The 17,028-nt window shown below is 65.6% G+C and carries 14 protein-coding genes; 7 read left to right on the forward strand and 7 right to left on the reverse strand.

Translation table 11 applies throughout. From position 1 onward, the window contains the following. Positions 1-86: 86 nt before the first annotated feature. The 4 genes from RCF13_RS12515 to RCF13_RS12530 all read right to left on the reverse strand — a co-directional run bounded on the left by RCF13_RS12515 (position 87) and on the right by RCF13_RS12530 (position 6,843). Positions 87-1,385 carry a replication-associated recombination protein A gene (locus RCF13_RS12515; RefSeq protein WP_224481979.1) on the reverse strand — a complete coding sequence of 433 codons (1,299 nt, stop codon included), beginning with the start codon at positions 1,383-1,385 and terminating at the stop codon, positions 87-89. 364 nt (positions 1,386-1,749) lie between these two features. Further along, positions 1,750-2,388, reverse strand: a complete 639-nt coding sequence (lolA, locus tag RCF13_RS12520) for an outer membrane lipoprotein chaperone LolA (RefSeq protein WP_005413289.1) — start codon at positions 2,386-2,388, stop codon at positions 1,750-1,752. A 111-nt stretch (positions 2,389-2,499) separates the two neighbouring features. After that, a complete protein-coding gene (locus RCF13_RS12525) occupies positions 2,500-4,443 on the reverse strand; it encodes a DUF3857 domain-containing protein (RefSeq protein ID WP_099562509.1) in 1,944 nt (647 codons plus the stop codon). Positions 4,444-4,482: 39 nt separating this feature from the next. Further along, positions 4,483-6,843 (reverse strand): DNA translocase FtsK, encoded by a 2,361-nt coding sequence (locus RCF13_RS12530; protein ID WP_076738922.1) that lies wholly within the window; start codon positions 6,841-6,843, stop codon positions 4,483-4,485. A gap of 233 nt (positions 6,844-7,076) precedes the next feature. Here RCF13_RS12530 and trxB point away from each other — a divergent pair, with 233 nt between their 5' ends. Further along, complete coding sequence (gene trxB / locus RCF13_RS12535; RefSeq protein ID WP_005416486.1) at positions 7,077-8,048, forward strand: thioredoxin-disulfide reductase; 972 nt, start codon at positions 7,077-7,079, stop codon at positions 8,046-8,048. A gap of 99 nt (positions 8,049-8,147) precedes the next feature. On the opposite strand, the gene RCF13_RS12540 is transcribed toward trxB, so the two are convergent. Next, positions 8,148-9,656, reverse strand: a complete 1,509-nt coding sequence (locus RCF13_RS12540; protein WP_053092856.1) for an N-acetylmuramoyl-L-alanine amidase — start codon at positions 9,654-9,656, stop codon at positions 8,148-8,150. Between the two features lie 191 nt (positions 9,657-9,847). On the opposite strand from RCF13_RS12540, the gene RCF13_RS12545 reads away from it, so the two are divergent. The 4 genes from RCF13_RS12545 to RCF13_RS12560 all read left to right on the forward strand — a co-directional run bounded on the left by RCF13_RS12545 (position 9,848) and on the right by RCF13_RS12560 (position 12,667). After that, entirely contained in the window at positions 9,848-10,972 is a 1,125-nt protein-coding gene (locus RCF13_RS12545) for a GNAT family N-acetyltransferase (protein ID WP_049460779.1), read from the forward strand. Positions 10,973-11,037: 65 nt separating this feature from the next. Beyond that, entirely contained in the window at positions 11,038-11,778 is a 741-nt protein-coding gene (gene aat, locus RCF13_RS12550) for a leucyl/phenylalanyl-tRNA--protein transferase (RefSeq protein WP_049460792.1), read from the forward strand. 86 nt (positions 11,779-11,864) lie between these two features. Continuing rightward, positions 11,865-12,083 (forward strand): translation initiation factor IF-1, encoded by a 219-nt coding sequence (gene infA, locus RCF13_RS12555; RefSeq protein WP_005409596.1) that lies wholly within the window; start codon positions 11,865-11,867, stop codon positions 12,081-12,083. Between the two features lie 203 nt (positions 12,084-12,286). Then, complete coding sequence (locus tag RCF13_RS12560) at positions 12,287-12,667, forward strand: hypothetical protein (RefSeq protein WP_049460780.1); 381 nt, start codon at positions 12,287-12,289, stop codon at positions 12,665-12,667. Positions 12,668-12,739: 72 nt separating this feature from the next. Here the strand turns inward: RCF13_RS12560 and clpA are convergent, their stop codons facing one another. After that, entirely contained in the window at positions 12,740-15,025 is a 2,286-nt protein-coding gene (clpA, locus tag RCF13_RS12565; RefSeq protein ID WP_049460782.1) for an ATP-dependent Clp protease ATP-binding subunit ClpA, read from the reverse strand. 138 nt (positions 15,026-15,163) lie between these two features. Between clpA and RCF13_RS12570 the strand changes: the two genes are divergently transcribed. After that, entirely contained in the window at positions 15,164-15,976 is an 813-nt protein-coding gene (locus RCF13_RS12570) for an APH(6) family putative aminoglycoside O-phosphotransferase (RefSeq protein ID WP_049460784.1), read from the forward strand. Between the two features lie 138 nt (positions 15,977-16,114). Here the strand turns inward: RCF13_RS12570 and clpS are convergent, their stop codons facing one another. Next, positions 16,115-16,441, reverse strand: a complete 327-nt coding sequence (gene clpS, locus RCF13_RS12575) for an ATP-dependent Clp protease adapter ClpS (RefSeq protein WP_005416477.1) — start codon at positions 16,439-16,441, stop codon at positions 16,115-16,117. Between the two features lie 112 nt (positions 16,442-16,553). Here clpS and RCF13_RS12580 point away from each other — a divergent pair, with 112 nt between their 5' ends. Next, positions 16,554-17,027, forward strand: coding sequence for a hypothetical protein (locus RCF13_RS12580; RefSeq protein WP_005416476.1), 474 nt, complete (start codon positions 16,554-16,556; stop codon positions 17,025-17,027). The last annotated feature ends 1 nt before the right edge of the window (position 17,028 follow it).

Below are 17,028 nucleotides of genomic sequence, written 5' to 3' on the forward strand. Positions count from 1 at the left end.
TGTAGAGCCAAGCCATGCTCGGCTGTCGGGAGCCGTGAAGTGCTGCGAAAAGCAGTCGAGCATGGCTCGACGCCACATGAACCGGGTCAGCGGCCCTTCGCGGCGCGCGCAGCCTCGCGCTCGGCGCGCAAACGATCCAGCTTTTCCTTCAACTTGATTTCCAACCCGCGCGGCACCGGGTTGTAGTACACCCGTTCGCCCATCGCATCCGGGAAACCGGTCTGGTCGAGCGCGATGCCACCCTCCGCATCGTGGTCATACTGGTACTCGGCGCCGTAGCCCAGTTCCTTCATCAGCTTGGTCGGCGCATTGCGCAGGTGCAGCGGCACTTCTTCGGTACCACTCTCGCGCACGTCGGCCTTGGCCTGGTTGAAGGCCGCATAGCCGGCGTTCGACTTGGCGGTGCTGGCCAGGTACAGCACCAGCTGGGCGAACGCGAGTTCGCCCTCCGGACTGCCCAGTCGCTCATAGATGTCCCACGCTTCCAGCGCCATGCTCTGCGCACGCGGGTCGGCCAGGCCGATATCCTCGATGGCCATGCGGGTCAGCCGGCGCGCCAGGTAAGACGGATCGCAGCCGCCATCGAGCATGCGGGTCAGCCAGTACAGCGCGGCGTCCGGGTTGGAGCTGCGCACGGATTTGTGCAGCGCCGAGATCTGGTCGTAGAACTGCTCGCCGCCCTTGTCGAAGCGGCGGGTACGATCGGCCAGCACCTGGGTCAGGGTCTGCGGCGTGATGCGACCGCCCTCCCCGCCCGCCAGCTCGGCGGCGATTTCCAGCAGGGTCAACGCACGGCGCACGTCGCCATCGGCGGCGGTGGCGATTTCCAGCAGCAGTTCGGGAGCGACCTCGATGCCCTCCTCGCCCAGGCCGCGTTCGCGGTCGCCCAGCGCACGTTCCAGCGCCTCGACGATGTCGGTCGGCGAAACGCCTTCCAGCACATGCACGCGGCAACGCGACAGCAGCGCCGAATTCAGCTCGAAGGATGGATTCTCGGTGGTGGCACCGACGAACAGGATGGTGCCGCGCTCGATATGCGGCAGGAACGCATCCTGCTGCGCCTTGTTGAAGCGGTGCACCTCATCCACGAACAGCACGGTGCGGCGGCCTTCGGCGAAGCGTTGCGCGGCCTCGGCCAGCACCTGGCGCACCTCCGGCAGGCCGGACAGCACGGCAGAGATGGCGCGGAATTCCGCATCAGCGTACTCGGCCAGCAGCAGCGCCAGCGTGGTCTTGCCGCAGCCCGGCGGCCCCCACAGGATCATCGAATGCACGCGACCGGATTCGACCGCGCGGCGCAGCGCACTGTCCGGCGCCAGCAGGCGCTTCTGCCCGACCATTTCATCCAGGGTGCGGGGGCGCATGCGCTCGGCCAGCGGGCGCATGTGTTCCCGATCGACGCTCAGCAGATCGGGTCCGGGGAATGAAGTGGAGCGATGTCTTGGCACCCGGTCATTGTACCGCGCCGCCCAACGGTAGCGCCGGGCCGTGCCCGGCGGGCGGGACGCGATGTCTGGTAGTGCCGGCCGCTGGCCGGCAGATCAACAGCGTGTCAACCAAGGTTGACACCCACCAAGGCGGTGCCGGTTGGCACCCACCAGAGCAGTTGGCGCCGGGCCACAGGATTCGGTAGTGCCGGCCGCTGGCCGGCAGATCAAAAGCATGTCAACCAAGGTTGACACCCACCAAGGCGGTGCCGGTTGGCACCCACCCGAGCAGGTAGGGCCAGGCCATGCCCGGCGTCCGCCATCAATTACCGATGACGTCGGTGCCCTTCGGCGGGGTGAAGCTGAAGGTGCCGGCCGCGAAGCCCGGATTGCGCTTCCAGCCACTGAAGCTGATCACGGTACGCTGGCCAACCGCATCGGTGATTTCCATCTTGGCCAGGCCTTGGGCGTTGAAGCCCAGCGCGGCGTACTGGAAACTGGCTTCGGTCTCGCGCTTCGGCGACAGCGACAGCCACTGCAGGCCGTCGCGCTGCGCGGCCTCTTCGCTGACGTCGTACTGCTGCTCCAGCAGCGCCGGGTTGATCAGCGCGGTCAGCGGGCTGTTCTGCTCTTCCTTGCCCTGCTCGCGCACGGTGGCCTGCTCCAGGTCCGGCTCGTACATCCAGACCTTCTTGCCGTCGGCCACGATCAGCTGTTCGTGCGGGCGCACGTATTCCCAACGGAACAGGCGCGGCGCCGACAGGGCCACGCGACCACTGGTCGATTCCTTCACCTTGCCGCGGCTGTCGAACACCTGCTGGCTGAACTGGCCATCCAGGCCCTTCAGGCCGCTGGTGAAGGTCTTCAGGTCATCGCGGGCGCCAGCCCAGGCGCTGCCGGCGGCGGCGCAGGCCACGGCCAGGGTGGTGGTGGCAAGGAAACGGCGGAAGCGGAAGTTCATGCGGGAATCCTGTGGGCGCGGGCGCCAGGAAAGGTGGTTGCCAGTGTGCCCGGGGAAAGATGAATGGGCGATCAGGGCGACATTATGCCGCCCTGAACGTCCATCGGCGATTCAGCCACCGGATCCCGGCAGCTTGCCGTACAGCACCTGGCCGCGGAAGCCACGCCGCACTTCGCGATACAGCGCGCGGAACGCCGGATAGTCCTGCGGCTGGCACAACGCCTCTGGCCCACGCACTGCATTCTGCTGCAAGCGGTGGTGCACGATCACCTCCTGACCCTCGCGACTCCAGTCCACCCGGTACTCGCCGGCGGCATTGGCGAAACGCTGGCTGGCCGGGATGGCGATGATCGGCGCATTGGCCGGGAACTGCAGGCGATAGGTTTCCTCGCGCAGGCTGGCATTGCAGTAGAACGGTGTCTCGTTGGCCGGCGCCGAGGCGGTGGCGTACAAGCCACGCACCGACTCGCCACCCGGCGGGTCCGGCACGGCCATGCCGCCGGCCACGCTGAAGTCGGCGTAGTCCTCGGCCTGGAACGCCATGCGATAGCCAAACGGCCGGGTCAGATCGACCGGCACGCCCTGGATCTGCAGCTGCCCTCGCCCATCGAAACCGGAGGCGGCCATGATCTGCTCTTCAGCGCGCGCACGGTTCTGCGCGTTGAGCTGGGAGAACTGGGCGCGCATGCCGATCTCGGCGTTCTCGCCCAGCTTCGGAATGGTCTCTCCACGCAGGTTGCCGTTGGCGTCGAAGGTGAAACGTACTTCCATCGAGGTGGCGTTACGCTCCGGCGTGTTGGCCGGGGTGCGTGCCAGCGTGGCGTCGCGGGTACGCATCACCGGCGCACCCAGATCACCTTCCGGCAGCTGACCGAAGCGCGCCCACGCGGTGGTCGAATCCAGGTACAGATCAAACTCGGGAATGTAGGTGATGGCGTGGTTGAAGCGGCCCAGCACCGGAATCTTCGGCAGCGTCGGGCCGCCGCCGGCGCCGATCAGCACCGGCGAGCTGGCGATGCCCTTGGCTGCCAGCAGCGCCTCCAGGATCGTCACATGGTCCTTGCAGTCACCATAGTGGTTGTCGAGGATGCTCTGCGCGCTGTTCGGCTCCAGCCCGCCATTGCCCAGGTACACCGCCACGTAGCGGATGTTCTGCGCAACCCAGCGATACAGCGCATCAGCCTGCTCGCGGCGGTCGCTGATACCCGCGGTGATCTCATCAGCCAACGCCTGCAGCGCCGGGGTCACCTCAGCCGCCGGGCCCGCCTTGAGCTGGTAGGCGCGACCCATCTGCGACCAGTCACGATAGGTACTGGCCATGATGTTCGGACCGAACTCCCAGCCCGCCGCCGACCAGTTCTGCGCCGACATCGCCTCGCGACGCTGGTAGCGCCAGCGCCACTGCGCCTGGCCATTCTTCACCGTCGGCCGATCGCTGCCCTGCACGCCGCGGCTGTCGATGAACATCGGCAGGTTGGCCGGCGCACTCAGGGTGACTTCGGCGTCCTCGTACTCGGTGAACACATTGAAGGTCTCCCACAGGCCGAAATAGCCCGGGAAGTGCGGCGTGGCCTGGGTGCGGCGCACCTGGTAGTACAGGCGGGTGCCCGGGGCCAGGTTCGGAAACACGATCACCCGCACCTTGCGGTCGGCATACATCGCCGCCGAGGCGCTGGAGTAGCTTTCCTGGGTGTAGATGCGGTCGGCCGGCACGTCACGGCGCTGGCCGTCGGCGGTGATGGTGTAGGCGCCAAGCACCTCCAGGGTTTCCATCTTCTCGCTGTAGCTCAGCCGCACCTGGCTGAACTGCTCGACCGAGGCCTTGGTCTTGAGCAGCACTTCGTAGGTTTCGGTCTGCACATTGCCGGCATCCGGCCGCACCTGGTAGTCGGCGCGGTAACGGACAATGCTGAAGTTATTGCTGGCTTCGGTATCGCCGCTGGTGGAAGGCGGCGCCGTGGCGGGCGCGGAGGTGGCGGTGTCTGCCAGTGCCGGGCCGGCAGCCAGGAAGGCTGCCAGCGCCAGTGCCAGCGCGCTTGGTACGGGGTGAAGCATGCGTCGGTTCCTTGGACGTCGTGGGGGATACGTCGGGTCCTACTTCGGCGGCGGCGGTGCCAGCACCGTGCGGTCGCCGTTGTGCTCGGGCGGGCTGACCACGCCGGCCGCTTCCATGGCCTCGATCAGTCGCGCTGCACGGTTGTAGCCGATCTTCAGCCGGCGCTGCACGCCGGAAATCGATGCACGGCGGGTCTCGGTGACCACCCGCAGCGCTTCGTCATACAACGGGTCGGACTCGTCGCCGGACGAACTGTTCTCGGGCAGGCCGGTGGCGCCGACGACCACGCCGTCGCCCATCGTCTGCACTTCGTCCAGCACGCCGTCGACATAGTCGGCAGGGCCCATCGCCTTGAGGTGCTCGACCACGCGATGCACTTCATCGTCGGACACGAACGCACCATGCACGCGCTCGGGCAGCGCGGTGCCCGGCGGCAGGTACAGCATGTCGCCGTGGCCCAGCAGTGTTTCCGCGCCGGACTGGTCGAGGATGGTGCGCGAGTCGATCTTGGAGCTGACCTGGAAGGCGATACGGGTCGGGATGTTGGCCTTGATCAGGCCGGTGATCACGTCCACCGACGGGCGCTGCGTGGCCAGGATCAGGTGGATGCCGGCCGCACGCGCCTTCTGTGCCAGGCGCGCGATCAGCTCTTCCACCTTCTTGCCGACGATCATCATCATGTCGGCGAATTCGTCGATGAAGATGACGATGAACGGCAGCGTTTCCAGCGGGCGCGGCGCCTCGCCCAGCTCCGGGTTCGGCTTGAACAGCGGGTCCATCAGCGGCTGTCCTGCGTCCTGGGCTTCCTTCACCTTCTTGTTGAAGCCGGCCAGGTTGCGCACGCCCACTGCGCTCATCAGCTTGTAGCGGCGCTCCATCTCGGCCACGCACCAGCGCAGGCCGTTGGCGGCCTCCTTCATGTCGGTGACCACAGGTGCCAGCAGGTGCGGGATGCCCTGGTAGACGCTCAGTTCGAGCATCTTCGGGTCGATCATCAGCATCCGCAGGTCTTTCGGCGAGGCCTTGAACAAGAGGCTCAGCACCATCGCGTTGACCGCCACCGACTTGCCCGAACCGGTGGTACCGGCCACCAGTAGATGGGGCATGCGTGCCAGGTCGGCCACGGTCGGGCGACCGGCGATGTCCTTGCCCAGCGCCAGGGTCAGCACACTGGCCGACTTGTCATATTCCTTCGAGCGCAGCAGCTCGGACAGGAAGATCATCTCGCGGGTGACGTTGGGGATTTCCAGGCCGATCACCGACTTGCCCGGAATGACGTCGACCACGCGCACCGACTTCACCGACAAGCCGCGCGCGATGTCCTTGTCCAGCGAACTGATCTGGCTGACCTTGATGCCCGGTGCCGGCTCGATCTCGAAGCGGGTGATGACCGGGCCGGGATTGGCGCCGACCACCTGCGCATCGATGCGGAAGTCCTTCAGCTTGAACTCGATCTGCCGCGACAGGGTCTCCAGTGTCTCTTCGTCGTAGCCCTTCGGCTGTGGCTTGGGATCATCCAGCAGCGCCAGCGGCGGCAGGTCGGAACCATCGCCGTTGACGCCACGGAACATCGGAATCTGGGTATCGCGCTTGGCGCGATCACTCTTCTCGATCACCGGCTCAGGGCGCGGTTCGATCTTTACCGGCTCGCGCTTGGCGCGCACCTCGGCGTCGGCCTTGCGCACTTCCTGGCGCTCCTCGCGCATCACCCGGGTCTGCTTCCACTCGCTGACTTCTTCCTTCTTGCGCTCCAGCAGCGGTGCCAGCGACATTACGCCACGGCCGATCTTCTCCATCACCGTGAACCAGGACAGCCCGGTGGCCAGGGTGATCGAGGCCAGCAGCAATACCAGCACGAACAGGTTGGCGCCCAGCGCACCGAAGCCCACCGTGAGCGAATTGCCCACCAGCTTGCCGAGAATGCCGCCGGCACTGGCGACATCGCCACTGAACAGGCGCACGTGCAGGAAGCCGGTGCCGGCGATCAGGAAACCGACCAGACCGACCAGGCGCAGCGCCGGGTCCAGATCGTTCTCGCCCTTGCTCTCGCGCTTGAGGCCGAACATGGCGATCCACGCCAGTGCGCCGAGCACCACCGGCAACAGGAAAGCGATGTAGCCGAACAGCTGCAGCAGCACGTCGGCAATCCAGGCCCCGGCGCGGCCGCCGAGGTTATGCACCGGCGCGACCACGCTGCCGGTATGCGACCAGCCCGGATCCGTGGCTGAATAGGTGAACAGACTGGCCGCCAGATACAGCAGGGCCGGCGCGATGGCGATCAGGCCCAGATCGCGCCAGAGGCGCTGGCGGCGTGGATTGTCGGTCGTCGCCGCCGCGGCCGTGCGACGTGACGCCTTGCTGTCGTCCGACTTGGAGCGTTCAGGGACCTGCTTCGCCACCTTAGACCATACCTTTGGAATGCGCTGTTAGTGATTGATAATAAATGAGACGGCGTCAGTTTTCAGTTATGCGACGTCCGGCAAGGCAATCCGAGGCCCGGAACCACCGCTGGATGACGGCGTTCTGTTCATCGGCTTGAATCGCCCTGCCCCAGCCGCCACTCTATGAGCAGCCATGGATGCTGCGCAAACATCGCCAGCGCCTTGTCCCATCTACCTTTTCGCGAGTTTACATGAGCACCAGCCTGCCCTCCCGCCACCAGCGCCTCGTCATCCTCGGTTCCGGCCCGGCCGGTTGGACCGCCGCCGTCTACGCCGCCCGTGCCAACCTGAAGCCGGTCGTCATCACCGGCCTGCAGCAGGGTGGCCAGCTGATGACCACCACCGAGGTGGACAACTGGCCGGGTGACGCCCACGGCCTGATGGGCCCGGACCTGATGGCGCGCATGCAGGCGCACGCCGAGCGCTTCGAGACCGAGGTCATCTTCGACCATATCCACACCGCCGACCTGTCGCAGCGCCCGTTCAAGCTGATCGGCGACAGTCACGAGTACACCTGCGACGCACTGATCATCGCCACTGGCGCCACCGCCAAGTACCTGGGCATCCCGACCGAAGAGACCTTCAAGGGCCGCGGCGTCTCCGCCTGCGCCACCTGTGACGGCTTCTTCTACCGCGACCAGGACGTGGTCGTGGTCGGCGGCGGCAACACCGCCGTCGAAGAGGCGCTGTACCTGTCCAACATCGCCCGCAAGGTCTACCTGGTCCACCGCCGCGACACCCTGAAGGCGGAGAAGATCATGCAGGACAAGCTGTTCAGGAAGGTCGCCGAAGGCAAGATCGAGACCGTCTGGCACCACCAGGTGGAGGAAGTGCTGGGCAACGATGCCGGCGTGACCGGCGTTCGCGTGAAGTCCACCCTGGACGGCAGCACCCGCGACATCGACGCACACGGTTTCTTCGTGGCCATCGGCCACCATCCGAACACGACCCTGTTCGACGGCCAGCTGGCGATGAACAACGGCTACCTGGAAATCCGCTCGGGCCTGGGCGGCAACGCCACCCAGACCTCGGTGGAAGGCGTGTTCGCCGCCGGCGACGTAGCCGACCAGCACTACCGCCAGGCGATCACCTCGGCCGGCTTCGGCTGCATGGCCGCACTGGACGCCGAGCGCTACCTGGACGCACAGGGCAAGGCCAGCTGAGTCGAGCCATGCTCGACCCCGACCAAAGGCCGGCGCGAGAGCGCCGGCCTTTGTGCTTTCAGTAGTGCCAGGCCATGCCTGGCAGACCGAAGCCTGCCCTCACGCCCGTACGCACGCCTGCGAGAACTCGACCGGTGCCGTGGCAACGCCATCCGCGTCGCGCAGTACAGCACTCCAGCGCGCGACACCCGGGTCTGGGCCATTGCAGGCGAGATTGATGGTCAGCGGTTTGGCAGGGTCATCGAACGTCGTCGCCGATGGAGTGCACGCACCTTCCTCCGAACAGGACGCCAGCGAGAGCTCAACCGACACCGGATACTGGGGATTCCCGGCATATCCAAGTTCAATGTCCCGGGCCGCTTGGATCGGCACGTCGGTATCCGGCACCGGATGCAATGCCAGGGGCTCGCAGGTCTTTCCTGATGCCCACAGGCGATAGCCCTTCTCCACCCCTTTCATCGACGCCAAGCGGAAGACGGGGTCCTGCAGCGCCTTGGCATCATCCGGATTCGTGTGAAACGCCGTCTCTACGATGATCGATGGCATGTGCGCCTCTCGGTTCTCCCCCTTGTCCAGCGCGTGCGGAGCGGGAGCCACGGTGAATGCCGCATACTCAGGTAGCGAGTGGATCAGCTCCTTCATCGAGCACAGGACACTCTCTGCAAGAGCAGCATCCATCGGCCTACCAGGTTGCACGATCACACGAGTACCGCGCGCGGCCCCCGAGGGTTCTCCATTGCTGTGCAGATGAATCGCCACCTCAGCTCCGTGGTGGTTTGCGAGAAGCGGCCGACTGTTGATGTCTTCACGCTCCTCCCGATCCCAAAGCGTACTGCCTGCGTACGTGTTCCATATCTTTGTCTCGGCCGGATACTGCTCGGCAATCGCGTAGCGCGCAGCTATGGTCCACCACTCCTCACCACTCGGAGGATGAGTCGTTCCCGTGATCTGAACGCGCGGGCGGATGACAGGCATTTGGCTCCTTTGCTCGATCATCGCCTTCAGGTCCGCGGCGTACGACGGAGTCAAGAGCCCCTCCGAGACGCCATTCCATTCATCCCTTGAGGTCACCCACCGGTTGTCCTTGTAGCTGTAGAAATACCCATGCCCGGCTGCGACAAACGCCATCCCGGACCCAGGCGTTCCACGCGTCCGCCGCAGCGCTTCCCCCGCTTCCCGCGCCGCATCGTCCGCAGCCTTTATCTCAGGAAAGTAGTATTCGATCTCTTTCCCGTCATACAGAAAAACGACACGACTGAACGGAGCCGCCCGCTCGGCCCAATGCAGTAGTCCAAAACTGATCTCGCTTCGCTGATCCTCGAACGACGGCCCGTAATCGGCAGGAAGGAAGACCCGCTCCAGCGCCACGGTCACTACACCGTTGGCGATATCTGCTGATACCTCAACCCGGCGACTGCGCGCCTGGCCATCCACAAGACGAACGCGCTCCAGAATGTCGCGCGCCTTCTGGGTCAAGAGGATGTCGAGCCCAGTGTCCTGCTCCACCGCACGAGGAGCGTCAACGGCCTGCGCGGGGCTGATCAACAGTCCGCCGCCCACAAGAGACAGCAGAACAGAAAGGGATCCAAGGCGAAGCTTCTGGTTCATTTTGGCTACTCCATGCAAAGCGTGAATGCACCGCTCCAGCGGCGCAGCTCACTCTGTCCTTTCGAATTCAGGCATTCCGCAACCCAGCGCACACGGATGGAGAATTCAAATTTTCCTCACCTCCAACCGAAACAAACCAACCCAGCCCCGCCAACACCATTCGTGATCCACCTGGCCTATCCTTGCCAACCATGCCCTCCCCCCGCTTCCTCGACTCCCTGCAGTCCATTCCCGCCACGGACTGGGACGCCCTGCACGACGGCCAGAACCCGTTCGTCAGCCACGCCTTCCTCTCAGGCCTGGAACAGCACGGCTGCCTGCGCGAGGACTGGGGCTGGCAGCCCCGGCACTTCACGCTGTGGGAGGGCGAGCGCCTGATCGGCGCCATTCCGGGCTACCTGAAGACCAACTCCCACGGCGAATTCGTGTTCGACCATGCCTGGGCCAACGCCTATGCCCGCCATGGCCGCGACTACTACCCGAAGTGGCTGGGCGCGGTGCCGTACTCGCCGGTCACCGGGCCGCGCCTGCTGGCCCGTCACGATTCAGATCGCACCGCGTTGCTTTCGGTGTTGCGTGATGCACTGCCAGCACTGGAGGTGTCATCGGCCCATATCAATTTCCACACCGCAGCGGACGAGGCGCTGTTCGGCGATGACTGGCTGCTGCGCGAGGACGTGCAGTTCCAGTGGCAGAACCCGGGTGACTGGGCGACATTCGACCAGTTCCTCGGCGCGATGAACCACAAGCACCGCAAGAACATCCGCCAGGAACGGGCCAAGGTCACCCGCCAGGGCATCACGTTCCGCGTGGTGCATGGCGACGAGGCCAGCCGCGCCGACCTGCAGGCGATGTATCGCTTCTACCTGCAGACCTTCCTTGAGTACGGCAATGCCCCGGCGCTGACCGAGGCTTTCCTGCGCCATCTGGCCATTTCATTGGGACGTGGGCTGGTGCTGTTCCTGGCCGAGCAGGAAGGCCAGCCAATCGCCGGCGCACTTTGCCTGCGCGGTGGTGACACGCTGTACGGTCGCTACTGGGGTGGCGCCACATTGCCCGGCCTGCATTTCGAAGCCTGCTACTACCAGGGCATCGAATACTGCCTGCGCGAAGGGCTGAGCCGTTTCGAGCCGGGCGCACAGGGCGAGCACAAACTGGCGCGAGGCTTCCTGCCGACGCTGGTACGCAGCCGGCACTGGGTGGCCGACGCGGATTTCGCCGAGGCGCTGCAGGAGTGGTGCCGGCAGGAGCGGCGCGATGTGCGGCGGTACCGGCAGGAGCTGTTGGGGCACAGCCCATTTCGCGCGGACGGGTGACCAGCCAACCAGCGTTGGCATCTACCACGGCATTCGCGCGGGGCCGCGACGACTACAATGCCGGCATGACCCGCCAGCTGCCCTGGCGCCTGGCCGATGCGCCGGACGCTCCCTTCCCTCCTGCCGAGACCGCCCTGCGCCAGCCCGACGGCCTGCTCGCGGTGGGTGGTGACCTGCATCCAGCGCGTCTGCTCAACGCCTACGCAGGCGGCATCTTTCCGTGGTTCAGCGAGGGCGAGCCGATCCTGTGGTGGTCGCCTGATCCGCGCATGGTGTTCCGCACCGACGGCGTGCACCTGTCCAGCCGCTTCCGCCGCCAGCTGCGCAGCAGTACATGGGAGGTCAGCGCGGACACCGCCTTCAGCCAGGTGATGCGCGCCTGTGCGGCGGCACCTCGGCCCGGCCAGGACGGCACCTGGATCAGCCCGGCCATGGTCGAGGCCTACAGCCAGTTGCACGACCTCGGCTTCGCCCATTCCTTCGAAGTCTGGGACCGTCAGTCGCTGGTCGGCGGCATCTACGGGGTAGCCATCGGGTCAATGTTCTTCGGCGAGAGCATGTTCAGTGGCGCCAGCGGTGGTTCCAAGATCGCGCTGGCGGCACTGGCGTCCACGCTTCACGGCTGGGGTTGGGAGCTGATCGACGCCCAGGTGGAAAATCCGCACCTGCTGCGGATGGGCGCCGAACACCTGCCGCGCGCGGAATTCCTGCAGCACGTGCGCCAGGCCGTGCGCCGTGACAGCCGTGAAGGCTCGTGGACACAGGCCGTCGGACGCTTGCCAGCCCGGCATTTGGCCGGCGGTTAACACAAACTTTGCAAGCTGGGCCGGTCACGCGTAAAATACCGCGCCTTAGGCCCAGCGTGGCCGTTTTCTGAACCGCACAGGACTACATGTCGAAAGACGATTCCATCGAGTTCGAGGGCACCGTCAGCGAGACGCTGCCGAACACCACTTTCCGCGTTCGTCTGGAAAATGGGCACGAAATCATCGCCCACATCTCCGGCCGCATGCGCAAGAACTACATCCGCATCCTCACCGGTGACCGGGTCAAGGTTGAAATGACCCCGTACGACCTGACCAAGGGTCGTATCACCTACCGCATGAAGTAAGCGGTCGGCGCGCTGCGCCACTTCGACAAGGCCAGCCCTGGTTGCTGGCCTTTTGTCATGCCTGCAATCCGGCCCTGCCGGAGGTCATCGTGACCGAACTCACCGTGACGTCGGTCAGCCCTGCTTGCGGCAGATTCGCATCTGCATCCATAGCAGCATCGTGGGACCCGGTCCAGTCCGGACCGCCACCCCCCTGCCCCGCCATGAACATGCTCCCGCTGACCGCTCTGCTCGTCGCCCTTGCCGTGTCCGCCAGCGCAGCGCCCGTGCACGCCGCCGACACTCTTTCCACCTCCAGTGACTGCGTCCAGCTGGGCAGCGACCAGCAACTGGTGCGCGCCGGCGCCTCGCGCAACATCCTGCTGCGCAATGGCCAGGACCACTACGTCGTGCATTTCCAGGACGACTGCTCGGCGGCAGGCTACTCGCGGAAACTGAGCTTCGCTACGGACGGCCAGCAGGGTCTGCTGTGCGCTGCCGGCCGCAGCCAGCTGAACACCGATTCCAGCCGCTGCATCGTGTCGCAGATCGAACCAGTTGACGAGGCCACCTTCAAGAAGAAAGCCCGCCAGCGCAGCCGCTGACGTCGCGTACAACAAGGGCGGCCGAAGCCGCCCTTGTCATTTCAGGTCCGCCGAAACCGGCCGGGGGTCAGTTCATTCCACCGTGACCGGCAGCAGGCGCTCCGGTTCGGCCTGGGTTTCGACCACCAGCTCGTCGTCGCGCACATCGATGCTCACCTTGCCGCCGTTGACCAGCTTGCCGAACAGCAGCTCGTCGGCCAGCGGACGCTTGATCCTGTCCTGGATCACCCGGGCCATCGGACGCGCACCCATCAGCGGGTCGAAGCCGTGGTGGGCCAGCCAGTCGCGCGCGGTCGGCGTGGCCGACAGGCTGACGTGCTTGTCCTGCAGCAGCATCTCCAGCTCGATCAGGAACTTGTCGACTACGCGCAGGATGTGCTCGAAGCCCAGCGCCTGGAACTGCACCACCGCGTCGAGGCGGTTGCGGAATTCCGGGGTGAAGCTGCGGCGGATGGTCTCCATCGCGTCGGTGGCGTGGTCCTGCTTGGTGAAGCCGATCGAGCGCCGCGAGGCCTGCGCCGCACCTGCATTGGTGGTCATCACCAGCACCACGTTCTTGAAGTTGGCCTCGCGACCGTTGGTATCAGTCAGCACGCCGCGATCCATCACCTGCAACAGGATGTTGAAGATGTCCGGGTGCGCCTTCTCGATTTCGTCCAGCAGCAGCACGCAGTGCGGCGTCTTGACGATCTTCTCGGTCAGCAGGCCGCCCTGATCGAAGCCGACGTAGCCTGGAGGGGCACCGATCAGGCGGCTGATCGAATGCGGCTCCATGTATTCGGACATGTCGAAGCGGACCAGCTCGATGCCCAGCTGCAGCGCCAGCTGCTTGGTCACCTCGGTCTTGCCGACACCCGTCGGGCCGGCGAACAGGAAGTTGCCGATCGGCTTTTCCGGATTGCCCAGGCCCGAACGTGCCAGCTTGATTGCCGAGGACAGCGTCTCGATGGCCGGGTCCTGGCCGAAGATCACCATCTTCAGGTTGCGCTCCAGGTGCTGCAGCACATCCTTGTCGGTGGCACTGACCTGCTTGGTCGGGATGCGCGCCATCTTGGCGACGATCGCCTCCACTTCCTCGACGTCGATCAGCTCCTTGCGCTGCCCTTCCGGCAGCAGGCGCTGGCGGGCACCGGCCTCGTCGATCACATCGATGGCCTTGTCCGGCAGCAGGCGGTCGCCGATGTGCTTCACCGACAGGTCAACCGCCGCCTGCAGCGCCTCGTCGGAGTAGGTCACGCCGTGGTGCAGCTCGTACTTGGACTTCAGGCCCTGCAGGATCTCGTAGGTCTCGCCAACGGTCGGCTCGACGATGTCGATCTTCTGGAAGCGGCGGGCCAGTGCCCGGTCCTTCTCGAAGATGCCGCGGTATTCCTGGAAAGTGGTCGAACCGATGCAGCGCAGCTCGCCGGAGGCCAGCGCCGGCTTGATCAGGTTGGACGCATCCATGGTGCCGCCCGAGGCCGAACCGGCACCGATGATGGTGTGGATCTCGTCGATGAACAGCACCGCGTTGGGCACCTTCTTCAGTGCGGTCAGCACGCTCTTCAGGCGCTTCTCGAAGTCGCCACGGTACTTGGTGCCGGCCACCAGCGCGCCCAGGTCGAGCGAATAGATCACCGCGTCGGCAAGCACGTCGGGCACCGAGCCCTCGACGATGCGGCGCGCCAGGCCCTCGGCGATGGCGGTCTTGCCCACGCCGGCCTCGCCCACGTACAGCGGGTTGTTCTTGCGGCGACGGCACAGGACCTGGATGGTGCGCTCGATCTCGTCGCCACGACCGACCAGGGGATCGATGCGGCCGGACCGGGCCTGTTCGTTGAGGTTGCTGGCGAACTCGGTCAGGGCATCACCCTTCGGCTCACCCTCCCCGCCTTCCATGCGGCCCTCGCCGTCGGAGGAGGAGGACGGCTGCTCGCCTTCCTCGCCCAGCTTGGCGATGCCGTGGGACAGGTAATTGACCACATCCAGCCGGGTCACATCCTGCTGGTTGAGGTAGTAGACGGCGTGGGAGTCCTTCTCGCCGAAGATGGCGACCAGCACGTTGGCGCCGGTGACCTCCTTCTTGCCCGAGGACTGCACGTGGTACACGGCCCGCTGCAGCACGCGCTGGAAGCCCAGGGTCGGCTGTGTATCGCGGCCGTCATCTTCGGCCAGGCGCGACACGGAGGCCTCGATGGCCTGCTCCAGCTCCTGGCGCAGGCGTTCGGCGTCGGCACCACAGGCCTTCAATACGGCCTGGGCGGACGGGTTGTCGAGCAGTGCCAACAGCAGGTGTTCGACCGTCATGAACTCATGCCGGGCCTCACGGGCGCGCTTGTAGCACTGGCCGATGGTGTGTTCGAGGTCTTTGCTGAACATGGATTACTCCGGCGGCAGATGGGAACAATATGCGGCCTGACTACGCGATTTCCATCACCCTAGCGGATTGCTGCGTTCAGATGGCGTTAGCACTGCAGAACGCTTGATCTTCGTTCACTCCAGAAGACCTCAACCGGCATGAGCGAACCCTACCTGAGCCGCTGGCGATTGCGGCGTGATGGCCCGGCCATCGAAACGGCCCATGCCCGGCTCTGGCCGGTGCTGACCGCTGCCGGCACGCCGGCGATGCTGAAGATCAGCAGCGAAGCGGAGGAGCAGAACAGCCATCGCCTGCTGCGCTGGTGGGACGGCGACGGCGCTGCCCGCCTGCTGGCCCACGCCGGGCCGGCGATCCTGATCGAGCGTGCCGGCGGCGACTCGCTGCGGCAACGCTCGATCGAGGGCGACGATGAGGCCTGCACCACGATCCTGTGCCAGGTCCTGCAACGGCTGCACCGGCCACGGAGCGCGCCGCCAGCGGAACTGGTCTGGCTGCGTACATGGTTCGCCGATCTGCTGCAGCCAAGGGCTGCGCTGCAGCCACTGCTGGAACAGTGCAGATCACTGGCGGAGGGGTTGCTGCAGGAAGAGCGCGAGGTCCGGCCCCTGCATGGCGACCTGCACCACGACAACGTGCTCGATTTCGGCGCGCGCGGCTGGCTGGCGATCGACCCGAAGCGGCTGCTGGGCGACCGTGCGTTCGACTACACGACGATGTTCAGCAATCCGGATCTCTGTGGCCCGGGCATCCACGTGGCCACGCGGCCGGAGCGGTTTGCTGCCCGGCTGGAACAGGTCAGCGCACTGGCCGGCCTGGAGCGCACGCGCCTGCTGCGCTGGATCGCGGCCAGCATGGCGCTGTCGGCAGTGTGGTTCAGGGATGACGGCGACCCGGCCGAAGTGGACGAGGCGGTGGCGCGGATGGCGCTGGAGGCGCTGGCGGAGAGCTGAGACCCGCGCTTGGCAGGTGCCTACCTTGCTGGGGGCGCTCCATCCACGATCGATACAGGCCTCTGCTTTGGTAGGTGCCCACCTTGGTGGGCACACTGGGTCCGGGATCGTTGTGCCCGGACGCGAATCGGCAGCCGGTCAGGCCTTTTCCATCGTGCACAGCAGCGGATGCTGGTTCATCCGCGAGTACTCGTTGACCTGGGCAACCTTGGTCTCGGCTACTTCGCGGGTGAAGACACCGCAGACGCCGCGGCCGCGGGTATGAACGTGCAGCATCACCTGGGTGGCCTTGTCCAGGTCCATGCTGAAGAACTGCTGCAGCACATCCACCACGAAATCCATCGGGGTGTAGTCGTCGTTGAGCAGCATCACCTGGTAGAACGGCGGCGGCGCCACTTCCGGGCGCGCGGGCTCTACGGCAACGCCGTGCTCGTGCTGGGAATCGGGGGAGGACTCATGGGGCATCCATCCATTATAGGGGCTCGGGCAGGCCTGCGTCGGCCCGCCGCAGATTGGACGGCACGCACGCCCACCGTCACAATTGCACCCTCTCCCAACACTGTTTCACAGGATCTTCATGAAAAGGACCCTTCTTCCCGCCCTGCTGATCGCGCTGGCCGCTGCCGGCTCTGCCACTGCCGCAACCAGCGCCGACAAGTCCGTGGCCCGCCATCTGGACAAGCTGGGCTATACCTACGAAGTCGACGAGGATGGCGACTACCGCATGGTGTTCGACGTCGAGGGTGACCGCACCCAGATGGTCTACGTGCGCTCGGCGGTGGAGGATTTCGGCAGCCACAACATCCGTGAGATCTGGTCGCCGGCCTACAACGCCAAGACCAAGCAGTTCCCGGTGGCCGTGGCCAACCGCCTGCTGGAGGATTCGCAGGACGCCAAGATGGGGGGCTGGGTAAAGCAGGACACCACCGCCATGTTCGTGGTCAAGATCGACGCCGATGCCACCCCGGACCAGCTCAGCGACGCCATCGATGCGGCCATCCGCACCGCCGACGCGATGGAGCTGGAGCTGACCAAGAAGGACGAGTTCTGAG

The organism is Stenotrophomonas maltophilia group sp. RNC7 (genome assembly GCF_030910085.1).
GTDB classification, from domain to species: Bacteria; Pseudomonadota; Gammaproteobacteria; order Xanthomonadales; family Xanthomonadaceae; genus Stenotrophomonas; species Stenotrophomonas sepilia.